This is a genomic window from Stagnihabitans lacustris (assembly GCF_025950525.1).
In the GTDB taxonomy this organism is placed as follows: domain Bacteria; phylum Pseudomonadota; class Alphaproteobacteria; order Rhodobacterales; family Rhodobacteraceae; genus Stagnihabitans.
Window position 1 is genome coordinate 1 of record NZ_JAPDGS010000018.1, and the last position, 20,641, is coordinate 20,641.

General features: G+C 62.2%; 17 protein-coding genes and 1 tRNA gene. 1 reads left to right on the forward strand and 17 read right to left on the reverse strand.

Annotated features, from left to right (window positions below; translation table 11 throughout):
- From NX862_RS19180 to secE, 16 genes are all read right to left on the reverse strand, one after another.
- Nucleotides 1-83: GTP-binding protein (locus NX862_RS19180; protein WP_264495557.1), on the reverse strand; the 83-nt coding region annotated here is incomplete at its 3' end.
- An 84-nt stretch (nucleotides 84-167) separates the two neighbouring features.
- Entirely contained in the window at nucleotides 168-2,291 is a 2,124-nt protein-coding gene (fusA, locus tag NX862_RS19185; RefSeq protein WP_264495543.1) for an elongation factor G, read from the reverse strand.
- A 9-nt stretch (nucleotides 2,292-2,300) separates the two neighbouring features.
- A complete protein-coding gene (gene rpsG, locus NX862_RS19190; RefSeq protein WP_264495544.1) occupies nucleotides 2,301-2,771 on the reverse strand; it encodes a 30S ribosomal protein S7 in 471 nt (156 codons plus the stop codon).
- A gap of 11 nt (nucleotides 2,772-2,782) precedes the next feature.
- Complete coding sequence (rpsL, locus tag NX862_RS19195) at nucleotides 2,783-3,154, reverse strand: 30S ribosomal protein S12 (protein ID WP_168776101.1); 372 nt, start codon at nucleotides 3,152-3,154, stop codon at nucleotides 2,783-2,785.
- Nucleotides 3,155-3,419: 265 nt separating this feature from the next.
- Nucleotides 3,420-4,772, reverse strand: coding sequence for an ArnT family glycosyltransferase (locus NX862_RS19200; protein WP_264495545.1), 1,353 nt, complete (start codon nucleotides 4,770-4,772; stop codon nucleotides 3,420-3,422).
- A complete protein-coding gene (locus tag NX862_RS19205; RefSeq protein WP_264495546.1) occupies nucleotides 4,765-5,067 on the reverse strand; it encodes a lipid-A-disaccharide synthase N-terminal domain-containing protein in 303 nt (100 codons plus the stop codon). The genes NX862_RS19200 and NX862_RS19205 overlap by 8 nt, the downstream gene beginning before the upstream one ends.
- The gene (locus NX862_RS19210; RefSeq protein ID WP_264495547.1) at nucleotides 5,060-5,761 is read right to left on the reverse strand and encodes a glycosyltransferase family 2 protein; all 702 of its coding nucleotides are present in this window, start codon (nucleotides 5,759-5,761) and stop codon (nucleotides 5,060-5,062) included. The genes NX862_RS19205 and NX862_RS19210 overlap by 8 nt, the downstream gene beginning before the upstream one ends.
- A 33-nt stretch (nucleotides 5,762-5,794) precedes the next feature.
- The gene (locus tag NX862_RS19215) at nucleotides 5,795-6,667 is read right to left on the reverse strand and encodes a DMT family transporter (protein WP_264495548.1); all 873 of its coding nucleotides are present in this window, start codon (nucleotides 6,665-6,667) and stop codon (nucleotides 5,795-5,797) included.
- A 60-nt stretch (nucleotides 6,668-6,727) separates the two neighbouring features.
- Nucleotides 6,728-10,966 (reverse strand): DNA-directed RNA polymerase subunit beta', encoded by a 4,239-nt coding sequence (gene rpoC, locus NX862_RS19220; protein ID WP_264495549.1) that lies wholly within the window; start codon nucleotides 10,964-10,966, stop codon nucleotides 6,728-6,730.
- Between the two features lie 102 nt (nucleotides 10,967-11,068).
- Complete coding sequence (gene rpoB / locus NX862_RS19225) at nucleotides 11,069-15,202, reverse strand: DNA-directed RNA polymerase subunit beta (RefSeq protein WP_264495550.1); 4,134 nt, start codon at nucleotides 15,200-15,202, stop codon at nucleotides 11,069-11,071.
- Between the two features lie 237 nt (nucleotides 15,203-15,439).
- Nucleotides 15,440-15,814 carry a 50S ribosomal protein L7/L12 gene (gene rplL, locus NX862_RS19230; RefSeq protein WP_264495551.1) on the reverse strand — a complete coding sequence of 125 codons (375 nt, stop codon included), beginning with the start codon at nucleotides 15,812-15,814 and terminating at the stop codon, nucleotides 15,440-15,442.
- 70 nt (nucleotides 15,815-15,884) lie between these two features.
- Nucleotides 15,885-16,400 carry a 50S ribosomal protein L10 gene (gene rplJ, locus NX862_RS19235; RefSeq protein ID WP_264495558.1) on the reverse strand — a complete coding sequence of 172 codons (516 nt, stop codon included), beginning with the start codon at nucleotides 16,398-16,400 and terminating at the stop codon, nucleotides 15,885-15,887.
- A gap of 314 nt (nucleotides 16,401-16,714) precedes the next feature.
- Complete coding sequence (gene rplA, locus NX862_RS19240) at nucleotides 16,715-17,413, reverse strand: 50S ribosomal protein L1 (RefSeq protein ID WP_264495552.1); 699 nt, start codon at nucleotides 17,411-17,413, stop codon at nucleotides 16,715-16,717.
- 3 nt (nucleotides 17,414-17,416) lie between these two features.
- On the reverse strand, nucleotides 17,417-17,869 hold the full coding sequence (rplK, locus tag NX862_RS19245) for a 50S ribosomal protein L11 (protein WP_264495553.1): 453 nt from the start codon (nucleotides 17,867-17,869) through the stop codon (nucleotides 17,417-17,419).
- Nucleotides 17,870-17,955: 86 nt separating this feature from the next.
- Nucleotides 17,956-18,489 carry a transcription termination/antitermination protein NusG gene (gene nusG / locus NX862_RS19250; RefSeq protein WP_264495554.1) on the reverse strand — a complete coding sequence of 178 codons (534 nt, stop codon included), beginning with the start codon at nucleotides 18,487-18,489 and terminating at the stop codon, nucleotides 17,956-17,958.
- Nucleotides 18,490-18,646: 157 nt separating this feature from the next.
- The gene (gene secE, locus NX862_RS19255) at nucleotides 18,647-18,844 is read right to left on the reverse strand and encodes a preprotein translocase subunit SecE (RefSeq protein ID WP_264495555.1); all 198 of its coding nucleotides are present in this window, start codon (nucleotides 18,842-18,844) and stop codon (nucleotides 18,647-18,649) included.
- A 151-nt stretch (nucleotides 18,845-18,995) separates the two neighbouring features.
- On the opposite strand from secE, the gene NX862_RS19260 reads away from it, so the two are divergent.
- Entirely contained in the window at nucleotides 18,996-20,303 is a 1,308-nt protein-coding gene (locus NX862_RS19260; RefSeq protein ID WP_264495556.1) for a hypothetical protein, read from the forward strand.
- Between the two features lie 10 nt (nucleotides 20,304-20,313).
- Here NX862_RS19260 and NX862_RS19265 read toward each other — a convergent pair.
- Nucleotides 20,314-20,389 (reverse strand) — tRNA-Trp (locus tag NX862_RS19265).
- Between the last annotated feature and the right edge of the window lie 252 nt (nucleotides 20,390-20,641).

The window sequence follows — 20,641 nt, forward strand, 5'->3', positions numbered from 1 at the left end:
AGCGTCGTCTTGCCGTGGTCAACGTGGCCGATCGTGCCAATGTTGACGTGCGGTTTGTTGCGTTCAAACTTTGCCTTGCCCATGGGGGACTCCTTTGGTGTCTGATGCGGTGCGTGCAAGCACACACCCTACGGGGTGGTAGGGCGGGGTTCCCCCCGCCGCACCGATCAAGCGTATTTCTTCTGGATTTCCTGAGAGATATTCTCGGGAACCGCATCGTAATGGTCGAAGGACATCGAGAACGTCGCCCGGCCCGAAGACATCGAGCGCAGCGTGTTGATGTAACCGAACATGTTCGCCAAGGGCACCATTGCGTGAATGATGTTGGCGTTGCCAAGGCTGTCTTGGCCCTGGATCATGCCCCGACGCGAAGTCAGGTCGCCGATGACACCGCCGGTGAACTCGTCCGGGGTCACAACGTCAACCTTCATGATCGGCTCCAGCAGCTTGGCGCCGGCCTTTTTCAGACCGTCGCGCATCGCAGCCCGCGAAGCGATTTCAAAGGCCAGAACCGAAGAGTCGACGTCGTGGAACGCGCCGTCGATCAGCTGAACCTTGAAGTCGATGACCGGGAAGCCCGCAAGCGGACCCGAGTCCATGACCGACTTGATGCCCTTTTCGACGCCGGGGATATATTCCTTCGGCACCGCGCCACCCACGATCTTGCTCTCGAAGGAGTAACCTTCGCCGGGCTCGGTCGGGGTGATGACCAGCTTGATACGGGCGAACTGGCCCGTGCCACCGGTCTGCTTCTTGTGGGTATAGTCGATCTCGGTCTCGCGCGAGATGGTCTCGCGATAGGCCACCTGGGGGGCACCGATGTTCGCCTCGACCTTGAATTCGCGACGCATACGGTCGACGAGGATATCAAGGTGAAGTTCGCCCATGCCCTTCATGATGGTCTGGCCCGATTCCTGATCGGTCTCGACGCGGAACGACGGATCTTCGGCAGCCAGGCGAGCGAGGGCGATGCCCATCTTCTCCTGGTCGGCCTTGGTCTTGGGTTCCACGGCGATTTCGATGACCGGGGTCGGGAAGGTCATCGTTTCCAGAACCACCTGATGCGCCGGATCACACAGAGTGTCACCCGTGGTGGTTTCCTTCAGGCCCGCCAAAGCCATGATGTCACCGGCAAAAGCTTCGCCGATTTCTTCTTGCTTGTTGGCGTGCATCATGACCATGCGGCCGATGCGTTCTTTGCGGCCCTTGGTCGCGTTATAGATCTGATCACCCTTTTTGACCTGACCCGAATAGATCCGGGTAAAGGTCAGAGTGCCCATGAAGGGGTCGTTCATGATCTTGAACGCCAGACCCGAGAAGGGCTGTTCGTCGTCGGCCGACCGCAGGATGTTCCGCGTTTCGGTCTCGTCGCCGGGGGCAAAGCCCTCGTAGGCGGGAACGTCCAGCGGATCGGGCAGGAAGTCGATGACGGCGTTCAACATCGGCTGCACGCCTTTGTTCTTGAACGCCGAACCGGCCAGGATCGGGATGAAGTCGATGGCCAGCGTCCCCTTGCGGATCAGCGCGCGCAGCGTGGCTTCATCGGGCTCGTTGCCCTCAAGATAGGCTTCCATCGCCGCGTCGTCTTGGCCGACAGCGGTTTCCAGCAGGTTCAGACGCCACTTGTCGGCATCCGCCTTCAGCTCGGCACGGATCGGTTGACGGATCCACGACGCGCCAAGGTCTTCGCCCTGATACACCCATTCTTCCATGGTGATCAGGTCGATGATGCCTTCCAGCTTGTCTTCTGCGCCGATGGGCAGCTGGATCGGCATCGGGTTGGCCCCGGTGCGCTCCGCGATCATCTTGACGCAGTTGTAGAAATCGGCGCCGGTCTTGTCCATCTTGTTGACGAACACGATCCGCGGCACCTTGTAGCGGTCAGCCTGACGCCACACGGTTTCGGTCTGCGGTTCGACGCCGGCGTTGCCGTCCAGCAGAACCACAGCACCATCCAGCACGGCCAGCGAACGTTCGACTTCGATGGTGAAGTCCACGTGTCCGGGGGTGTCGATGATGTTGAAACGGTATTTGTCCGGAGCCGACTTGCCGTCACCCGCGTCGATCTGGCGCTGCCAGAAGGTCGTGGTGGCAGCAGAGGTGATCGTGATGCCACGCTCTTGCTCTTGCTCCATCCAGTCCATGGTGGCTGCGCCATCATGGACTTCACCGATCTTGTGGGTCTTGCCGGTGTAATACAAGATCCGCTCGGTCGTCGTGGTTTTACCCGCGTCGATGTGAGCGATGATCCCGAAGTTCCGATAGCGGTTAAGCGGATATTCGCGCGCCATGTGAACCCCTTACCAGCGGTAGTGGCTGAACGCTTTGTTTGCGTCGGCCATCTTGTGGGTGTCTTCGCGCTTTTTCACAGCCGTGCCGCGGCCGTTCACCGCGTCGGAGAGTTCGGCGGCCAGACGCTCTTCCATGGTGTTCTCGTTGCGCTTGCGCGCAGCCGTGATCAGCCAACGGATCGCCAGGGCTTCGCGGCGGTCCGTGCGGACTTCGACCGGAACCTGGTAGGTTGCACCACCGACGCGGCGCGAGCGCACTTCGACGGAGGGCTTCACATTGTCCAGGGCTTCGTGGAAGGCCTGAACGGGTTCACGCTTCAGACGGGTCTGAACGCGCTCAAGGGCGCCATAAACGATGCCTTCAGCGACGGACTTCTTGCCGTCCAGCATCAGGTTGTTCATGAATTTGGTGATGACGCGGTCGCCATACTTGGCGTCCGGCAGAACTTCGCGTTTTTCAGCGGCGTGACGACGTGACATTGTTTATCTCCTCACTTCGGACGCTTGGCGCCATACTTCGAACGACGCTGGCGACGTTCTTTGACGCCTTGCGTGTCGAGGACACCGCGGAGGATGTGGTAACGCACGCCGGGCAAGTCTTTCACACGGCCGCCGCGGATCAGCACGACAGAGTGTTCTTGCAGGTTGTGCTTTTCACCCGGGATGTAGGAGATCACTTCGAATCCGTTGGTCAAACGGACCTTGGCGACCTTCCGCATAGCGGAGTTCGGCTTTTTCGGCGTCGTGGTGTAAACACGGGTGCAAACCCCACGCTTCTGGGGGCAGGATTCCAAGTGTTGCGACTTGGATTTCCGCACCAGAGCTTCCCGCGGCTTGCGGATCAGCTGTTGGATCGTCGGCATTCAGCTTCCTCGTTTTGCGCCTGATGGCGCTGTGTCAATACTCGCAACCCCTTGGGATTGCGCTGCTTCTCGACCTGATGCCTACGCCCATCGCAAGCACCAAAACCGCAATCCACCCCTTTCGGGCTGCATTGCGGTGGAATTCCAGAGGACCCGAGCCTGGGGCCCCGATCATAACCGTTTCCAATCGTGAGCCTTCCGCAAGGAAAACCCCCAGAGAAGGTAGGCGGCAAATAGGGGGAATCGCCTGCAGAGTCAACAGGCCTCAGGGGAAGAGGCAGGCGGGCTTGATCCGATGCGCGACGAGCGGACGGGCGGCCCAGACGCCTTGGCCCTTCAGCGCAAGGCTGCTCTGCGCCTGACAGCCCGGGGGCAGGTCGCCGATGTACAGGACCTCGGCCAGACCCTGCGGCAGGCTGTGCTTCTGCTCATAGAAATTGCGCGGCGCGGGTTGCGGGGCGGCATAGGCCGTCACCGCGCCGCGGCCGGTGTAAAACAGGTCGGCCAGGATGTCACGGTTGTCGGCGACGACCGGCAATCCCTGCGCCAGGCCGATGATCTGGCGCGAGAGGTCGGCGCGGCCCAAGTAACGCTCCAACAGCGGGCGACCAAAGGGGGCCCAGTCGGGAACCAGGGTCAGGACCGGAAGGGCCAGCGCAAAGGCCAGACCCAGCCCCATCCCCAGCCGCCGCCACAGGGTGCGATCGGCCAGCACCATCCCGGCAAGTAGGCTTCCCGGGACAAAGGCCGCCAGCGCCCAGTTGGCATAGGCCTTGCCCATGAAGGCCTGACCCGTCACCAGCACCAAAGGCAGCGCCGCGAACAGCAGCAGGTCCCGAGGAGCGCGGCGCGAAACCAGCATCGCCCCCATCGAGACCGGCCCGAAGACCACGAATTGCGAGACCAGGAACTCGGCCACCTTGGCCAGACCGCCGCCCTCGTCCTTGCCCTTGACCCAACCGATATTGTCGCCGGTGTGGGAAATCGTGGCGAAATGGTTGGCAGCGTTCCACCACAGGTTCGGCGCCAGGGCCGCCAGGGTGGCCAAGACCATCACCAGGCTGGCCCGCCACCCGATCCGCGAGGCGGGAAAGACATTGGCCAGCAAAAACGCCGCAAGCCCATAAAGTGCCGCATATTTCCCCAAGGCCGCCGCGCCCAAAGCCAACCCGCAGGCCAGCGCCCAAGGCCAGGCCCGGCTTTCCATCAGCCGCATGTGGCAATACAAAGCCGCCGCCAACAGGGGCAGCATGACCGTATCGGTGGACATCATCAGACTGCCGACCGCGACAAAGGGTGCAAGGACATAGACCGCCCCCGTGGCCCAGGCCGCCTGCGCGCCAAAGCGGCGGGCGGCGGTGGCGGCAAGGATCAGCGCCGTCACCCCATGCAGAAAGGCCCCCGGCAGGCGGATCGCCATGATCCCGTCGCCAAAGACCGCCGTCACGACGCCAATCACCCAAGCGATCAGCGGCGGCTTGGAGTAATAGCCCAGGTCCGGCACCTGCGCCCAAAGCCAATACTGCGCCTCGTCGACGAAAAGATCCGTCCGGTCAAAGGCCAAAAGCCCCCAACGCAACGCCATAAGGCCAAGCACCAAAGCCAAAAGCCTAGGCACGGTCGCGCTCCTGCCGGATCAGCCAGAGGTTGCGGGTGTAGATCACCGTGCCCGGCAACTGGCCCAGGATGATGACCGGGTCCAGCTTGTGCAGGCCGTAAGCCAGAACGATCAGCGACCCGGCAATCGAGAAATACCAGAACGACACCGGCACGACCGACCGCCCCGCCTTTTCCGAGGCCCACCATTGCATCAGGAACCGCCCGGTGAACATCAATTGCCCGGCAATCCCGACCAGCACCCAGACGGCATCGACCGGGTTATCCAGCCCCATGGCGTTCATAAGGTTATACATCAAAGCTCTCCGGTTCCGCCTTCTTGCGGCGGCGCAACAGCCAGGCCACGCCGAACAGATCGACGACGCCGACAAGGGCGCGCTGAAGGTTGGTGTAATTCGACGCCCCTGCCCCGCGCGGCCGATGCGTGACATCGACATGGGCAATGACCCAGCCGTCCCGCGCAAACAGCGCCGGCAAATAGCGGTGCATGTGGTTGAAATACGGCAGCCGCAAAAAGGCCGCGCGGCGGAAGGCCTTGAGCCCGCAGCCGGTATCCCGCGTCCCGTCCTTCAGCATCCAGCCGCGTATGGCATTGGCGGCCTTTGAGGCCTGCTTTTTCGACCAGGTGTCCTGGCGGCCCACCCTTTGCCCCGCAACCAGACCCACGCGCGGATCGGCCAAAGGCGCCAAAAGCGCGGGCAGGTTCGACGGCGGGTTCTGTCCGTCGCCGTCCAGCGTGCAGATGATCTCGGCCCGTGCGGCCAGAACCCCGGAATGGACCGCCGCCGATTGGCCCGCGGAGACCGGATGGCGCAGCACCCGGACATGGGGCAGGACCTTGGCCGCAGCCCCGGTGCCATCCGTCGATCCGTCGTCGACCACGATGATCTCGAAGGGCGCGTGGCCGTCCAGCGCCGCGTCGATCTCGCGCACCAGCGAGGCGATGTTCAGGGCCTCGTTCCGGGCCGGGATGACGACTGAGAGTTTCACGGGCTTTCCTTTTGGCGGGCTCTATCAGAAAGCTCAGGCCTTCGCAAACCGCACACGCTCGCGGATAAAGACATAGACGCCCGAGGCGACGACGATCCCCGAGCCGACCCAGGTCCAGAAATCGGGCAGCGCGCCAAAGACCAGCCAGCCGATCAGGATTGCCCAGAGCAAAGAGGTATAGCGGAATGGCGCCACGACGGCGAGGTCGCCAACCCGCATCACCCTGACAGCAAAGACATATCCGGCGATGATAAAGGCGCCGGCGGCGGCGACCTCCAGCATGGGGCGCAGCGTCAGCGGGGTCCAACCCTGCCAGGCGGTCACGAGACCCCCCATCACCATGACCGAAACCGCCGCCCAAACCGCGCCCACGGTCGAAGGCATGGCGCGGGAAAACTTGCGCGTCGCAAGGTCGCGCAGCACGACGCCCGCGACCGAGGCCAGGCCCAGCACCGACCAGACGTCGAAATCCGCCCCCGGTTTCACGATGATCAACACGCCGACAAAGCCCACAAGGATCGCCGTCAGCCGCCGCCAGCCAATCGGCTCGCCCAGAAAGACCGCCGCCCCCAGCGTCACGGCCAGCGGCAGCGACTGCATGATGGCCGACAGGTTGGCAATCGGCATCTGGGTCAGGGCGATCAGGAAGGTGGCGGTCGAGGCGATCTCTCCGACCGTGCGTGCCGCCACCCAAAAGCGGTCTCTGCCCTGCGGGACGAACTGCCGCACGCCTTGGGCGCGGGCAATCAGGATGATGCCCAGCGTGGCGATCACGCCGCGCAGAAAAATGGCCTGGAACAGGGGCATATGCTCGGTCGCGGATTTCATCAGCCCGTCGTTGACCGTGAAGCCCAGCATCGAGCCGCACATCAAAAGGATGCCGCGGGTGTTGTCGGAAAGCGCCATCATACCCCCAAAAGAAAACCCCCCGCCCTTTCAGGCGGGGGGTCAAGGTTCAGCCGAAGATCAATCGCGGCTTTCGACCGTATCGACCAAGCCGTTGTCGCGGTCCTCATCGACAATGTCGAAGGGCGCGGCCAGGGCGGCGGCGGTCTCGGCCTCGGACTTGCGGGCCTCGATCACCGTCATGTCGCGGTCGGCGGCGATCTTCTTGACACGCATCGTGGCCCCACCGGTGCCCGCCGGGATCAGGCGACCCACGATGACGTTCTCTTTCAGACCAACCAGCTTGTCGCGCTTGCCCTGAACCGAAGCCTCGGTCAGCACGCGGGTGGTTTCCTGGAACGAGGCGGCCGAGATGAAGGACCGCGTTTGCAGCGACGCCTTCGTCAGACCCAGCAAGATCGGTTCCGCCGTGGCAGGGCGCAGGCCCATGGCGATGATCTTGTCGTTGTTCTCGTCCAGCTCCGCCTTGTCGACGGTCTCACCCTTCAGAAGCGTGGTGTCGCCGGAGTCGAGGATCTCGAACTTCTGCAGCATCTGGCGAACGATCACCTCGATGTGCTTGTCGTTGATCTTCACGCCCTGCAGACGATACACGTCCTGCACTTCTTCGATCATGTAGTTCGCCAGGGCTTCGACCCCCAGAATCCGCAAGATGTCGTGCGGAGCCGGGTTGCCGTCCATGATGTAGTCGCCCTTCTGGACAAAGTCACCTTCCTGAACCGGAATGTGCTTGCCCTTGGGGATCATGTATTCCTGCGCGGTCAGCGTCTCATCGACGGGTTCAACCGTGATGCGGCGCTTGTTCTTGTAGTCTTTGCCAAAGCGGACATAGCCGTCGTATTCGGCGATGATCGCGTGATCCTTCGGACGACGGGCTTCGAACAATTCGGCCACGCGGGGAAGACCCCCGGTGATGTCCTTGGTCTTGGCACCTTCGCGCGGAATACGCGCCACAACGTCACCCGGGCGGATTTCCTGGCCGTCTTCGATGGACAGAACGGCGTCCACCGACATCGGATAGGTGATCGGGTTGCCATTGTCGCCGCGCACGGCGTCGCCGGTTTCCGGGTCGATCACGATGACTTCCGGCTTCAGCTCGTTGCCCTTCGGCGCCGAGCGCCAATCGGAAACGATCTTTTGCGTCATGCCGGTGGCATCATCGGTGTCCTCGCGGACCGAGATCCCCGAGATCAGGTCCTTGAACCGCGCAGAACCCGCCTTTTCGGCGATGATCGGCAGGGTATAGGGGTCCCATTCGAACAGCTTGTTGCCGCGCTTGACCATGGCGCCATCGGCGACATGCAGCTTGGCCCCATAGGACAGCTTGTGGACAGCCCGGTCCACACCCGCCTCGTCGAGGATGGCGATGGACATGTTCCGGCCGACCACGATCTGCTCGCCCGCCACGTTGGACAGAAGGTTCGCGTTGCGGAACTCGACCTTGCCTTCTTGGCTGGCTTCCAGGAAGGACTGCTGACCACCCTGAGCGATACCGCCGATGTGGAAGGTCCGCATCGTCAGCTGGGTGCCGGGTTCCCCGATGGACTGGGCGGCGATGATGCCGACCGCTTCACCGATGTTCACCAGCGTGCCGCGCGCCAGGTCACGACCATAGCACATGGCGCAAACGCCTTCCTCGGACTCGCAAGTCAGGGGCGAACGGATGCGGGTATGCGTGATGCCGTTGGTGTGGATGAGGTCCGCGCGACGTTCGTCGATCAGCTCACCCTTGGCCACCAGGACTTCGCCGGTCAGCGGGACGATGATGTCATCGGCCGCAACCCGGCCCAGGACACGTTCCGCCAGCGACTGCACGACTTCACCGTCGTTCACCGCAGTTTCGGCATTGATCGCGCGTTCCGTGCCGCAATCATGCTGACGCACGATGCAGTCCTGGGCCACGTCGACCAAACGACGGGTCAGATAGCCCGAGTTCGCCGTTTTCAGCGCGGTGTCGGCCAGACCCTTCCGGGCGCCGTGGGTGGAGTTGAAATACTCCAACACGGTCAGGCCTTCCTTGAAGTTCGAGATGATCGGCGTCTCGATGATCTCGCCCGAAGGCTTGGCCATCAGACCGCGCATCCCGCCCAGCTGCTTCATCTGCGCCGGCGAACCCCGGGCCCCGGAGTGCGACATCATATAGACCGAGTTCGGCTCTTTTTCAGCGCCATCTTCGGTGTAACGGACGGCCGAGATCTCGGCCATCATCTCGGCTGCGACCTTGTCCGAGCACTTGGACCAGGCGTCGACCACCTTGTTATACTTCTCGCCCTGCGTGATCAGGCCGTCCATATACTGCTGTTCGAATTCCTTCACCTGATCGCGCACTTCGTTCACGATCGGCCATTTGGTGTCGGGGATCAGCATGTCGTCCTTGCCGAACGAGATGCCCGCCCGGAAGGCCTCACGGAAGCCCAAGGTCATGATCTGGTCGCAGAAAATCACCGACTCTTTCTGACCGCAATAACGGTAGACGGTGTCGATGACGGCCTGCACGTCCTTTTTCCGCAAGAGACGGTTGACCAGGTCAAACGGCGCCTTGGCGTTCATGGGCATGATATTGCCCAGACGCAGACGGCCGGGGGTCGTGTCGAAACGCTTCCAGACGATATTGCCCTCTTCGTCAACCTGACGCAGACGAGCCTTGATCTTGGCATGCAGATGCACCGCACCCGAGGCCAGCGCATGTTCGACCTCGTCGATATCGGTAAAGGCCATGCCCTCACCGACCATGCCCTTACGCTCCATCGTCACGTAATAGATGCCCAGAACCATGTCCTGCGACGGAACGATGATAGGCGCACCGTTGGCGGGCGACAGAACGTTGTTCGTCGACATCATCAGGACGCGGGCTTCCAACTGGGCTTCCAGCGAAAGCGGCACGTGCACAGCCATCTGGTCGCCGTCAAAGTCGGCGTTGAAGGCCGAGCAAACCAGCGGGTGCAGCTGGATCGCCTTGCCTTCGATCAGCATGGGTTCGAAGGCCTGAATGCCCAGACGGTGCAGCGTCGGCGCGCGGTTCAACAGAACCGGATGTTCGCGGATGACCTCGTCCAGGATATCCCAAACCTCGGGACGTTCCTTTTCGACCAGCTTCTTGGCCTGCTTGACGGTGCTGGAAAGCCCCTTTGCCTCAAGCCGCGAGTAGATGAAGGGCTTGAACAGCTCCAACGCCATCTTCTTCGGCAGACCGCATTGGTGCAACTTCAACTCCGGACCGGTCACGATGACCGAACGACCCGAGAAGTCGACGCGCTTGCCCAAAAGGTTCTGACGGAAGCGGCCCTGCTTGCCTTTCAGCATGTCGGACAGCGACTTCAGCGGACGCTTGTTGGTGCCGGTGATGACGCGGCCACGACGGCCGTTGTCGAACAGCGCGTCCACGGCTTCCTGCAGCATGCGCTTTTCGTTGCGCACGATGATATCGGGCGCACGCAACTCGATCAGGCGCTTCAACCGGTTGTTCCGGTTGATGACGCGGCGATACAGGTCGTTCAGGTCAGAGGTCGCGAAACGGCCGCCATCCAGCGGAACCAGCGGACGCAGTTCCGGCGGAATGACCGGAAGAACGGTCAGAACCATCCACTCCGGACGGTTGCCGGATTCCAGGAACGACTCGACGATCTTCAAACGCTTGATGATCTTCTTGGGCTTCAGCTCGCCAGTGGCTTCCTTGAGATCGGCCCGCAGTTGGTCCGCGGTCGCCTCAAGGTCGATGTTGACCAGCATTTCGCGGATCGCTTCAGCGCCGATGTTGGCGGTGAAGGCGTCGGCGCCGTATTGGTCCTGCGCGTCAAGGTATTCTTCTTCGGTCAGCATCTGGCAGTAAGACAGGTCGGTCAAACCCGGCTCAATCACCACATAGTTTTCGAAGTAAAGAATACGCTCCAGATCCCGAAGCGTCATGTCCAGCATCAGGCCGATGCGGGACGGGAGCGACTTCAGGAACCAGATATGCGCGACCGGTGCGGCCAGTTCGATATGGCCCATCCGCTCGCGGCGGACCTTCTGCAGAGTGACTTCAACGCCGCACTTTTCGCAGACAACGCCGCGATATTTCATGCGCTTGTATTTGCCACACAGGCATTCGTAATCCTTGATCGGCCCGAAGATACGGGCGCAGAACAGGCCGTCGCGCTCGGGCTTGAAGGTCCGGTAGTTGATGGTTTCCGGCTTTTTGATCTCGCCGAAAGACCACGAGAGAATCCGCTCGGGCGAGGCCAGAGAGATCTTGATCTCGTCGAAAGTCTTGACAGGCGCCACCGGATTGAACGGGTTGGTGCTGAGTTCCTGGTTCATTTCATAGCCTTATGAAGGAGGGCGGCGGGGAAAGGGCGGCAGCGGCGGGATGAATCCCGCCCTACCCGGAAGCGTAGGGCGGGGTTCACCCCGCCGTTCGCGTCACTCTTCCTCCGCATCCAGGAGTTCCATGTTGAGGCCGAGGCCGCGCACTTCCTTGACCAGGACGTTGAACGATTCCGGCACGCCGGCTTCGAAGTTGTCCTCGCCCTTGACGATGCTTTCGTAGACCTTCGTCCGGCCTGCCACGTCGTCCGACTTGACCGTCAGCATCTCTTGCAGGGTATAGGCGGCGCCATAGGCTTCCAGAGCCCAGACCTCCATTTCCCCCAGACGCTGACCGCCGAACTGTGCCTTACCGCCCAAGGGCTGCTGAGTGACCAGCGAGTAAGGCCCGGTCGAGCGGGCGTGCAGCTTGTCGTCCACCAGGTGGTGCAGTTTCAGCATATACTTCACGCCAACCGTGACTTTGCGCTGGAACTTCTCACCCGAACGGCCGTCAAAGACATCCGACTGGCCCGAGGTGTCGAAACCGGCGCGGGTCAGCGCGTCGTTCACATCCGCCTCTTTCGCCCCGTCGAAAACCGGAGAGGCAATCGGAACGCCACGCGTCACATTGCCCGCCAATTCCAGGAACTCGGCCTCGTCGCGGTCGCCAAAGGCTTCCTCATAGGTCTCGTCGCCATAAGCCAGGCGCATCGCCTCGCGCACCGGGGTCATGTCGCCGTGACGCTTGTAGTCCTTCAGCGCCTCGTCGATCTTGATGCCCAGACCGCGTGCGGCCCAACCCATGTGGGTTTCAAGGATCTGACCGACGTTCATGCGCGACGGCACGCCCAGCGGGTTCAGAACCAGGTCAACATGGGTGCCATCGGCCAGGAAGGGCATGTCCTCGATCGGAACGACCTTGGAGATAACACCCTTGTTACCGTGACGACCGGCCATCTTGTCGCCCGGCTGCAGCTTGCGCTTCACCGCGACGAAGACCTTGACCATCTTCATCACGCCCGGAGGCAGATCGTCACCGCGACGGACCTTTTCGACCTTGTCGTCGAACCGGTTGTCCAAGGCACGCTTTTGCGCCTCGAACTGGTCGTGCAGGGCTTCGACGTCCTTGGCCTCGGATTCCTCGGCCAAAGCCAACTGCCACCACTGGCCTTTGGACAGCGTGCCCAACAGCTCTTCGTCGATGGTCGAACCGGCCTTGATGCCCTTCGGACCTTTGACCGCGGTCTTGCCGGTGATCAGGGTCTTCAGACGCGAGTAGATGTTGCGCTCCAGGATCGCCAGCTCGTCGTCGCGGTCGCGCGACAGGCGTTCGATCTCTTCACGCTCGATCTGCAAGGACCGCTCGTCCTTGTCCACACCATGACGGTTGAAGACGCGGACTTCGACGATCGTGCCATAGGCACCCGGCGGCAGACGCAGCGAGGTATCCCGCACATCCGAAGCCTTTTCCCCAAAGATGGCGCGCAGAAGCTTTTCTTCCGGCGTCATCGGGCTTTCGCCCTTGGGGGTGATCTTGCCCACCAGGATGTCGCCCGGCTGCACTTCGGCGCCGATATAGACGATGCCAGCCTCGTCGAGGTTGCGCAAAGCCTCTTCACCGACGTTCGGAATGTCGCGGGTGATTTCTTCCGGGCCCAACTTGGTGTCACGGGCGGCGACTTCGTATTCCTCGATATGGATCGAGGTGAAGACGTCATCCTTCAGAATACGCTCGGAAATCAGGATCGAGTCTTCGTAGTTGTAGCCATTCCAGGGCATGAAGGCCACGATGACGTTCCGGCCCAGGGCCAGTTCGCCCATGTCGGTGCAGGGGCCATCGGCCACAACCTCGCCACGTGCCACGGTATCGCCCACCTTCACCAGCGGACGCTGGTTGATGCAGGAGGACTGGTTCGACCGCTTGAACTTGCGCAGACGGTAGATGTCCACGCCCGGCTCGCCAGGTTCCAGCAGCTCGGTGGCGCGCACAACGATACGCTGGGCGTCGACCTGGTCGATGATCCCGGCGCGACGCGCCATGATCGCCGCGCCCGAATCCCGCGCAACCACGGCTTCAATCCCGGTGCCGACAAACGGCGCATCGGATTGCAGCAGCGGAACCGCCTGACGTTGCATGTTCGAACCCATCAGGGCGCGGTTGGCGTCGTCATTCTCAAGGAAGGGGATCAGCGAGGCCGCAACCGAAACCAACTGCTTCGGCGACACGTCGATCAGGTCGATGGCATCCGGCGGATTCAGCATGAATTCGCCCGCTTTCCGCGACGAAATCAGATCGTCCTGGAAGCGGCCCTCGGCATCCTGCGCCGCGTTGGCCTGCGCCACGGTATGACGCATTTCCTCGGTCGCGGACATATAGACCACGTCGTCGGAAACCTTGCCGTCGATGACCTTGCGATACGGGGTCTCGATGAAGCCATACTTGTTCACGCGGGCGAAAGTGGCCAGCGAGTTGATCAGACCGATGTTCTGACCTTCGGGCGTTTCAATCGGGCACATCCGGCCGTAGTGGGTCGGGTGAACGTCGCGAACCTCGAAGCCCGCACGCTCACGGGTCAGACCGCCCGGCCCCAGAGCCGAAAGACGACGCTTGTGCGTGACTTCCGACAGCGGGTTGGTTTGGTCCATGAACTGCGACAGCTGCGAGGAGCCGAAGAATTCACGCACCGCAGCCGCGGCAGGCTTCGCGTTGATCAGGTCTTGCGGCATGATCGTGTCGATTTCGACCGAGGACATCCGCTCTTTGATCGCGCGCTCCATGCGGAGCAGGCCAACGCGATACTGGTTCTCCATCAGCTCACCAACGGACCGCACGCGACGGTTGCCGAGGTGGTCGATGTCGTCGATCTCGCCCTTGCCGTCGCGCAGCTCGGTCAAGGCCTTGATGCAGGCCACGATGTCTTCGCGGTCAAGGGTGCGCTGGGTGTCGGGCTTGCCCAGATCCAGACGCATGTTCATCTTGACCCGGCCCACGGCGGACAGGTCATAGCGCTCTTTGTCGGCAAACAACGTGTCGAACAGGTTGCCCGCAGCCTCGACGGTCGGCGGCTCACCGGGGCGCATGACGCGGTAGATGTCCATGAGCGCGGTATCGCGGCCCATGTTCTTGTCCACCGCCATGGTGTTGCGCATATAGGGGCCGACATTGACATTGTCGATGTCCAGCACCGGAATGTCGGTGATCCCCTGGTCGAGCAGAAGCTTCAGCGTGCCGCCCTTGGGCTGACCGTCACGGTCATATTCCATGGTCAGCTCATCACCGGCTTCGACCCAGATTTCCCCGGTCTCTTCGTTGATGATGTCCTTGGAGACATAGCGGCCGACGATCTGGTCGTAAGGCAGCAGCAGTTCGCTGACACGGCCCGACTTCAGAAGGTCGTTGGCCATGCGCGGCGTCATCTTCTCGCCGGCCTTGCAGATCACTTCGCCCGTGGCCGCATCGACCAGGTCATGGCTGGGACGCGTGCCGCGCACGCGGTCCGGGAAGAACTTGGTCACCCAACCCTTGTTCTTCTGATACTTGAACATGACCGTGTTGTAATAGGCATCCATGATGCCTTCCTGATCCATGCCCAGGGCATAAAGCAGGGTCGTCACCGGCAGCTTGCGGCGACGGTCGATGCGCGCAAAGACGATGTCCTTGGCGTCGAATTCGAAGTCCAGCCACGAGCCGCGATAGGGAATGATCCGGCACGCGAAGAGCAGCTTGCCCGACGAATGGGTCTTGCCCTTGTCATGGTCAAAGAACACGCCGGGCGAGCGGTGCATCTGGCTGACGATGACCCGCTCGGTCCCGTTGACGATGAAGGTGCCGTTGGTCGTCATCAAGGGCATGTCGCCCATGTAGACGTCCTGTTCCTTGATATCCTTGACCGACTTGGCGCCGGTCGCCTCGTCGATATCGAACACGATCAGACGCAGCGTCACCTTCAGGGGTGCCGCATAGGTCAAGTCGCGCTGCATGCATTCGTCGACGTCGTATTTGGGCTTTTCCAGCTCGTATTTCACGAACTCCAGAACCGCCGTCTCGTTGAAGTCCTTGATCGGGAAGACCGATTGGAACGTGCCCTGGATGCCCTCGTCATCCAGCGGCTTGTCGCCCTCACCGGACCGCAGGAACAGATCATAGGAGCTTTTCTGCACCTCGATCAGGTTCGGCATCTCCAGGACTTCACGGATTTTGCCGAAATACCGGCGAATACGCTTTTGACCAACGTAAGCTTGCGCCATGCTCGTCGTGACCTTTCTCATCAGAGCTTGGCCGTTCCGCTGGGCGTCGGACCGGCTGCTCGGGCGTCAGAGGAGAGGGTTCCATTCATGCCGTCCAGCCCTATGGACGGCTCCCGAACCCGCACCGCGTCTGGAAAGAGGCTTTGCGCGAAAGCACCTTTCAAGACGCAGACGGCAGGGCCGGGAAAAGCTCCCGACCCTGCCTTGACTTCAATTCCGGGCGGACCCGGAGGCCACTTAGGCCAGCTCGACCTTGGCGCCAGCCTCTTCGAGCTTCTTCTTCATGGCTTCGGCGTCAGCCTTGCCAATCGCTTCTTTCACCTTGCCGCCAGCTTCGACCAGGTCCTTGGCTTCTTTCAGGCCCAGACCGGTGATCGCGCGCACTTCCTTGATCACGTTGATCTTGTTGGCGCCGGCGTCCTTCAGGACGACGTCGAATTCGGTCTTTTCTTCCACGGCTTCAGCAGCAGCGGCGGGACCAGCGGCCATCATGACGGCGCCACCAGCGGCCGGCTCGATGCCATACTTGTCCTTCAGGATGGTCTTCAGTTCCTGGGCTTGCAGGAGGGTCAGACCAACGATGTCTTCGGCGAGTTTGTTCAGATCGGCCATTTTACAGTTCCGTAAGTTTGAGATGGTGTTCTAACGAGGCATGGTCATCCACACCCGGTCACGCAGTGCTTCAGGCGGCTTCCCGCTCCTCAAGAGTCTTGAGGATGCCCGCGATATTCGCCCCAGGCGCGCCAATGGCACCGGCCAGGCTGGAGGCAGGCGCACCGATGATCGACACGATCTGAGCGATAAGCTCTTCACGCGACGGCATCGAAGCGACGGCTTTCACACCGGCAGGGTCCAGAACCTCAGTGCCCATGGCCCCGCCAAGGATGACGAACTTGTCGTTCGTCTTGGCAAAGGCCTCGCAGACCTTCGCCGCAGCGACGGGGTCTTCGGAATAGGCAAGGACGGTCATGCCCGCAAGCAGCGAACCCATCTTTTCAGGGGGCGTGCCACCGAGGGCGATCTTGGCGAGCGTGTTCTTGGCGACACGGACGGCACCTCCGACTTCGCGCATTTTCGCGCGGAGGGCCTGCATCTGAGCAACTGTCATACCGGTGTAGCGGGCAACCACCACAACGCCAGAGCTTGCGAAGACCTGGCCGAGTTCGTCGACCAATTCAGCTTTCTGGGCTCTATCCACAGTTTCACTCCAAGTATGGGGGTTTCCCCCCGGCTCGTTTGTGCCCCGCTTGCGCGAGGCGTTCAGTCCATGATGACGGCCCGAGCCTTGAACCGGTTTCCCGAAGCAAAAGGTGTCGAACTCCATCTCAGGCGGGATATCAAGGCGTTTGCGCGCCACCTGCCGTCTCGGACAAAGCGTGTCAGGGTGGAATGACGAATCAAACCACCCGGACAGGGGTTAGTTACACGGTGGTTACACAAAGCGCAATCACCGAAGCCCTTTCGCCCCCTGCGAAAGGCAAAACCGCCGGGACATGCCCGGCGGTTGCAAACTTAGCGTGCGGTGGCCGAAGCCAGTTCCAGCGAAACGCCCGGGCCCATCGTCGAAGAGACCGAGATCTTCTTCAGATAGGTGCCCTTGGCGCCCGCGGGCTTGGCCTTGGAGACAGCGTCCACGAAAGCGCGGATGTTGTCAGCCAGCTTGGTGTCGTCGAAGGACATCTTGCCGATGCCGCCATGGATGACGCCGGCCTTTTCCACCTTGAACTGCACTTCGCCGCCCTTGGCGCCCGCAACGGCCGTTTTCACGTCCATGGTCACGGTGCCCACTTTCGGGTTCGGCATCAGGTTGCGCGGCCCGAGGATCTTGCCCAGACGGCCGACCAGCGGCATCAGGTCCGGCGTCGCGATGCAACGGTCGAACTCGATCTTGCCGGACTGGATGGTTTCCATCAGGTCCTCGGCGCCGACGATGTCCGCACCAGCGGCGCGGGCTTCGTCAGCCTTGGCGCCACGGGCGAAAACGGCGACGCGGACGGTCTTGCCGGTGCCATGGGGCAGAGCCACGACGCCACGGACCATCTGGTCGGCGTGACGCGGGTCGACGCCCAGGTTCATCGCGATTTCCAGCGTTTCGTCGAACTTGGCAGAAGCCGCGGTCTTGATCAGCTTGACAGCATCTTCGACCGTCAGGGCCGACTTGCCTTCGAATTGTGCGCGCGCCGCTTTGGTGCGCTTACCGAACTTGGCCATGGTTTACCCCTTGATCTCGATGCCGCAGGACTTGGCGGTGCCGACGATGACGGTCATTGCCGCCTCGACGTCATTCGCGTTCAGGTCCTTCATCTTGGTTTCGGCGATCTTGCGGATCGCGGCGACCGTGACGGAGCCCGCAACGGCATGGCCCGGCTTGACCGAACCCTTGGCGCGGTTGCGCTTGCCGACCAGCGGCAGGTTGGCCGCCTGCTTCAGCAGGAAGGAGGTCGGCGGGGTCTTCAGTTCAAGGCTGAACGACTTGTCCTGGTAGTAGGTGATCACGACCGGCACGGGGGTGCCCGGCGGGAAATCGGCGGACTTCGCGTTGAATTCCTTCACGAAGGCCATGATGTTCAACCCGCGTTGACCCAGCGCCGGACCAACCGGGGGCGAGGGGTTCGCTTGTTGCGCTTTGACCTGCAGCTTGAGGCTGCCCATAATCTTCTTGGCCATCTGGCCTTCTCCTCATCACACGGCACCCGGGTGGGTGCGGTTTAGTGGTGCGGCCCTGCCGTGGCAGGAACCTCCCACGCAGACACTCAGACGCCCTTGGACACCTGAGTGAATTCCAATTCCACGGGCGTTGCGCGCCCGAAGATCGAGACCGACACCTTGAGCCGGCTGTGGACCTCGTCCACTTCCTCGACCATGCCGTCAAAGCCCTCGAAGGGGCCATCCGTGACCTTCACGCGCTCGCCGACCTCGAAGCGGATCAGGTTGCGCGGCGCGGCCTCGCCCTCTTCGACGCGGTTCAGGATCTGGTTGACCTCGGCATCCTTCATCGGCATCGGCTTGCCTTGCGGACCCAGGAACCCCGTCACCCGGTTGATCGTCGAGATCAGGTGATAGCCGCGGTTGGTCATCTCCATCCGCACCAGCACATAGCCCGGCATGAAGCGGCGTTCGGACGAGACCTTCTTGCCACGACGCACTTCGATCACCTCTTCGGTGGGGACCAGAACTTCGTCGATTTCTTCTTCAAGACCGGCTTCGGTGACAGCGGTCTTGATCTGCTCGGCCACCTTCTTTTCGAAGTTGGAGAGGACCGATACCGAATACCACCGCTTTGCCATTGCCCGTCACCTTCTGATGCCCCTTTGTGGGGCTTGCTCGGCGGGAAAACAAAACAGCGCGCCGCCCGAATCGCTGCGCGCCGCTTCCCGTCACTTGGGCCGGGGGATAGCCGCCCGGACCGATGATTTCAAGAAAAAACGCCCGCTTGGGCCTTTATCAGTGGAAACCGGCGATGATCCAGGTCAGGCCCAGCTTGATCACGAGGTCGACGAGAAAGAAAAACGTCGCCGTCAACGTGGCCAGGACAAAGACCATGACGGTCGTCAGCATCACTTCGCGGCGGCTGGGCCAGGCGACCTTGGCGACTTCGCCGCGCACCTGGGTGATGAATTGCATCGGGTTGGTCATGGCCATGGGGAATCCGCCTCTTGCGTCTTGGGGGCAGATACGCAGTTTGCGCGGAGATTTCAAGCACCCTTGGCAAGCGTCCACCAAGGCGACGCGGTTTCGCCCAATTCGAGCCAAAGTCATGCGATTGCTTGCGCAAAACGGCGGAGGCGCGGGCATGGGATTTTTCAGGTTGGTTTTGGGGCCGGGCTATCTGGTTTGGATGGCGCTGTTCTGCGGCCCCTATTGGCTGCGGCATGTCATTGCGGCGCTTTTCTTCGGCCTCGCGCTCTTTGGGGTTTACGCGGGGCAGGTTGCCGAGGCCGACCGCCAGGCCTATCTGGCCGCACCCCAACCACCGGCGCAGGACATCGACCAGGTCCAGCCGCTGCCCCGGGCCGGGCTGCAACTGGCCCATCTGCGGGCCCGGATCGCGCTGGACCTGACGCGGCCCCTCCCGCGGTCGGGCAACCGCGAGGGCAACATGATGCTGGTCCTGCAAGATCCCGACGCCCCGCCCGAAAGCCGCGAAGTGCGCGCCATCCTGTCGATCCCGCCCGATCAGAAGGCGGCTTTCAAGCTTTGGACCCTCTCCCATCTCGAGCAAGCCTCCGAAACCGGCCTCATCGTGACGATGGACGGCGAGGTGCGCGACCTGAACAACGACCCCGCAGCGGTCAAGGCTTTGAAACTGATGAAATTGCAGCCCGACGCCGAGGCATTCCGCTTTGTCCCCTATTTCGAGCCGCGCCACGCGGTCCTGGCCCGGATGGACACCGATTTGAGCCTGGCAAGCTGGGTCTTCTTCAAGATCGGAGCGGGCTTCGCGGCCCTGGGTGCCCTACAGGGCCTATGGCGACGCAAGCAACCCGCTGCCCCGGCCCCGATCAGGAAGCCCCGCCTGGTGCTCTCGCGCCGGGGGCAATGGACACTGGCCATCCTGTCCACCCTCGGGGTCCTGGGCTTCGTGGCGCAAGACCTTTTCGCGGGCAAAAGCCTGTGGATGGTGGCACTTGGCCTGGCCGGGCCTGCCTCGGCGGCGATCACCTATGCCCGCCGCACCGCCGATGCCAGTGAAAAGGCCCTGGCCCCCTTTGCCAAGGCCATCGCTCAGGAAGAGGCGCGGACCTTCACCCCGCCCGATCCCCGCCCCGTCGGTGGTCCGATCGAATCGACGCCCTCCCTTTTGGAACGGTTCAGCCCCTTCCTTGCCCATGCGAAGACCGCGAAATACATGCCGGTGCTTCTGGTGGTGGGAATCGGCCTCCTGGCCCCCAAGATCATGGGCGCGGGTCAACCCCTGGCCAATATGGCCGATGGCGTGAACCCGCTGGACAGCTTGCCCCTGACGGCAGGGGCGGCCGGGGCCTTTGCCGTCACCCTGACCGCGGCCTGGGCCGTGCAACGCTACCTGCGGCTGAACGCCCGGGCAAAGATCATCACCAGCGACCCCTGGGAGCGGATCGAGCGTGAACGTCAAAGATAGGGGAAAGACCTGGCAGGAGTTGGGGGACTCGAACCCACGACCCTCGGTTTTGGAGACCGATGCTCTACCAACTGAGCTAAACTCCTAGGCCTGACCGGGGGGATATTCCAAGGCCGCAGGGAATTCAAGGGGGTGCGCGTGGAAAAAGCATCGCGGCGGCGCAGGGTGAACCCCGCCCTCCCCCAAATCCCTCGCCGGAAAGCAAAAGGCCGCCCCCGAAGGAGCGGCCTTTCCAGTCTGTCGCGCGGCTTGCGCTGCGCAGGGCGGGGCGAACCCCGCCGCTGCTTACTTCAGGATCTTGGACACGACGCCTGCGCCGACGGTGCGGCCGCCTTCAC

Excerpts from the sequence above, each read along its gene's own strand:
- rplL (WP_264495551.1), bottom strand. The coding sequence starts at position 15,814 with ATGGCCGATCTGAACAAACTCGCCGAAGACATCGTTGGTCTGACCCTC.
- rpsL (WP_168776101.1), bottom strand. The coding sequence starts at position 3,154 with ATGCCGACGATCCAACAGCTGATCCGCAAGCCGCGGGAAGCTCTGGTG.
- rpsG (WP_264495544.1), bottom strand. The coding sequence starts at position 2,771 with ATGTCACGTCGTCACGCCGCTGAAAAACGCGAAGTTCTGCCGGACGCC.
- nusG (WP_264495554.1), bottom strand. The coding sequence starts at position 18,489 with ATGGCAAAGCGGTGGTATTCGGTATCGGTCCTCTCCAACTTCGAAAAG.
- rpoC (WP_264495549.1), bottom strand. The coding sequence starts at position 10,966 with ATGAACCAGGAACTCAGCACCAACCCGTTCAATCCGGTGGCGCCTGTC.
- rplK (WP_264495553.1), bottom strand. The coding sequence starts at position 17,869 with ATGGCCAAGAAGATTATGGGCAGCCTCAAGCTGCAGGTCAAAGCGCAA.
- NX862_RS19205 (WP_264495546.1), bottom strand. The coding sequence starts at position 5,067 with ATGTATAACCTTATGAACGCCATGGGGCTGGATAACCCGGTCGATGCC.
- fusA (WP_264495543.1), bottom strand. The coding sequence starts at position 2,291 with ATGGCGCGCGAATATCCGCTTAACCGCTATCGGAACTTCGGGATCATC.
- secE (WP_264495555.1), bottom strand. The coding sequence starts at position 18,844 with ATGGCCATGACCAACCCGATGCAATTCATCACCCAGGTGCGCGGCGAA.
- NX862_RS19215 (WP_264495548.1), bottom strand. The coding sequence starts at position 6,667 with ATGGCGCTTTCCGACAACACCCGCGGCATCCTTTTGATGTGCGGCTCG.
- rplA (WP_264495552.1), bottom strand. The coding sequence starts at position 17,413 with ATGGCCAAGTTCGGTAAGCGCACCAAAGCGGCGCGCGCACAATTCGAA.
- NX862_RS19260 (WP_264495556.1), top strand. The coding sequence starts at position 18,996 with ATGGGATTTTTCAGGTTGGTTTTGGGGCCGGGCTATCTGGTTTGGATG.
- rpoB (WP_264495550.1), bottom strand. The coding sequence starts at position 15,202 with ATGGCGCAAGCTTACGTTGGTCAAAAGCGTATTCGCCGGTATTTCGGC.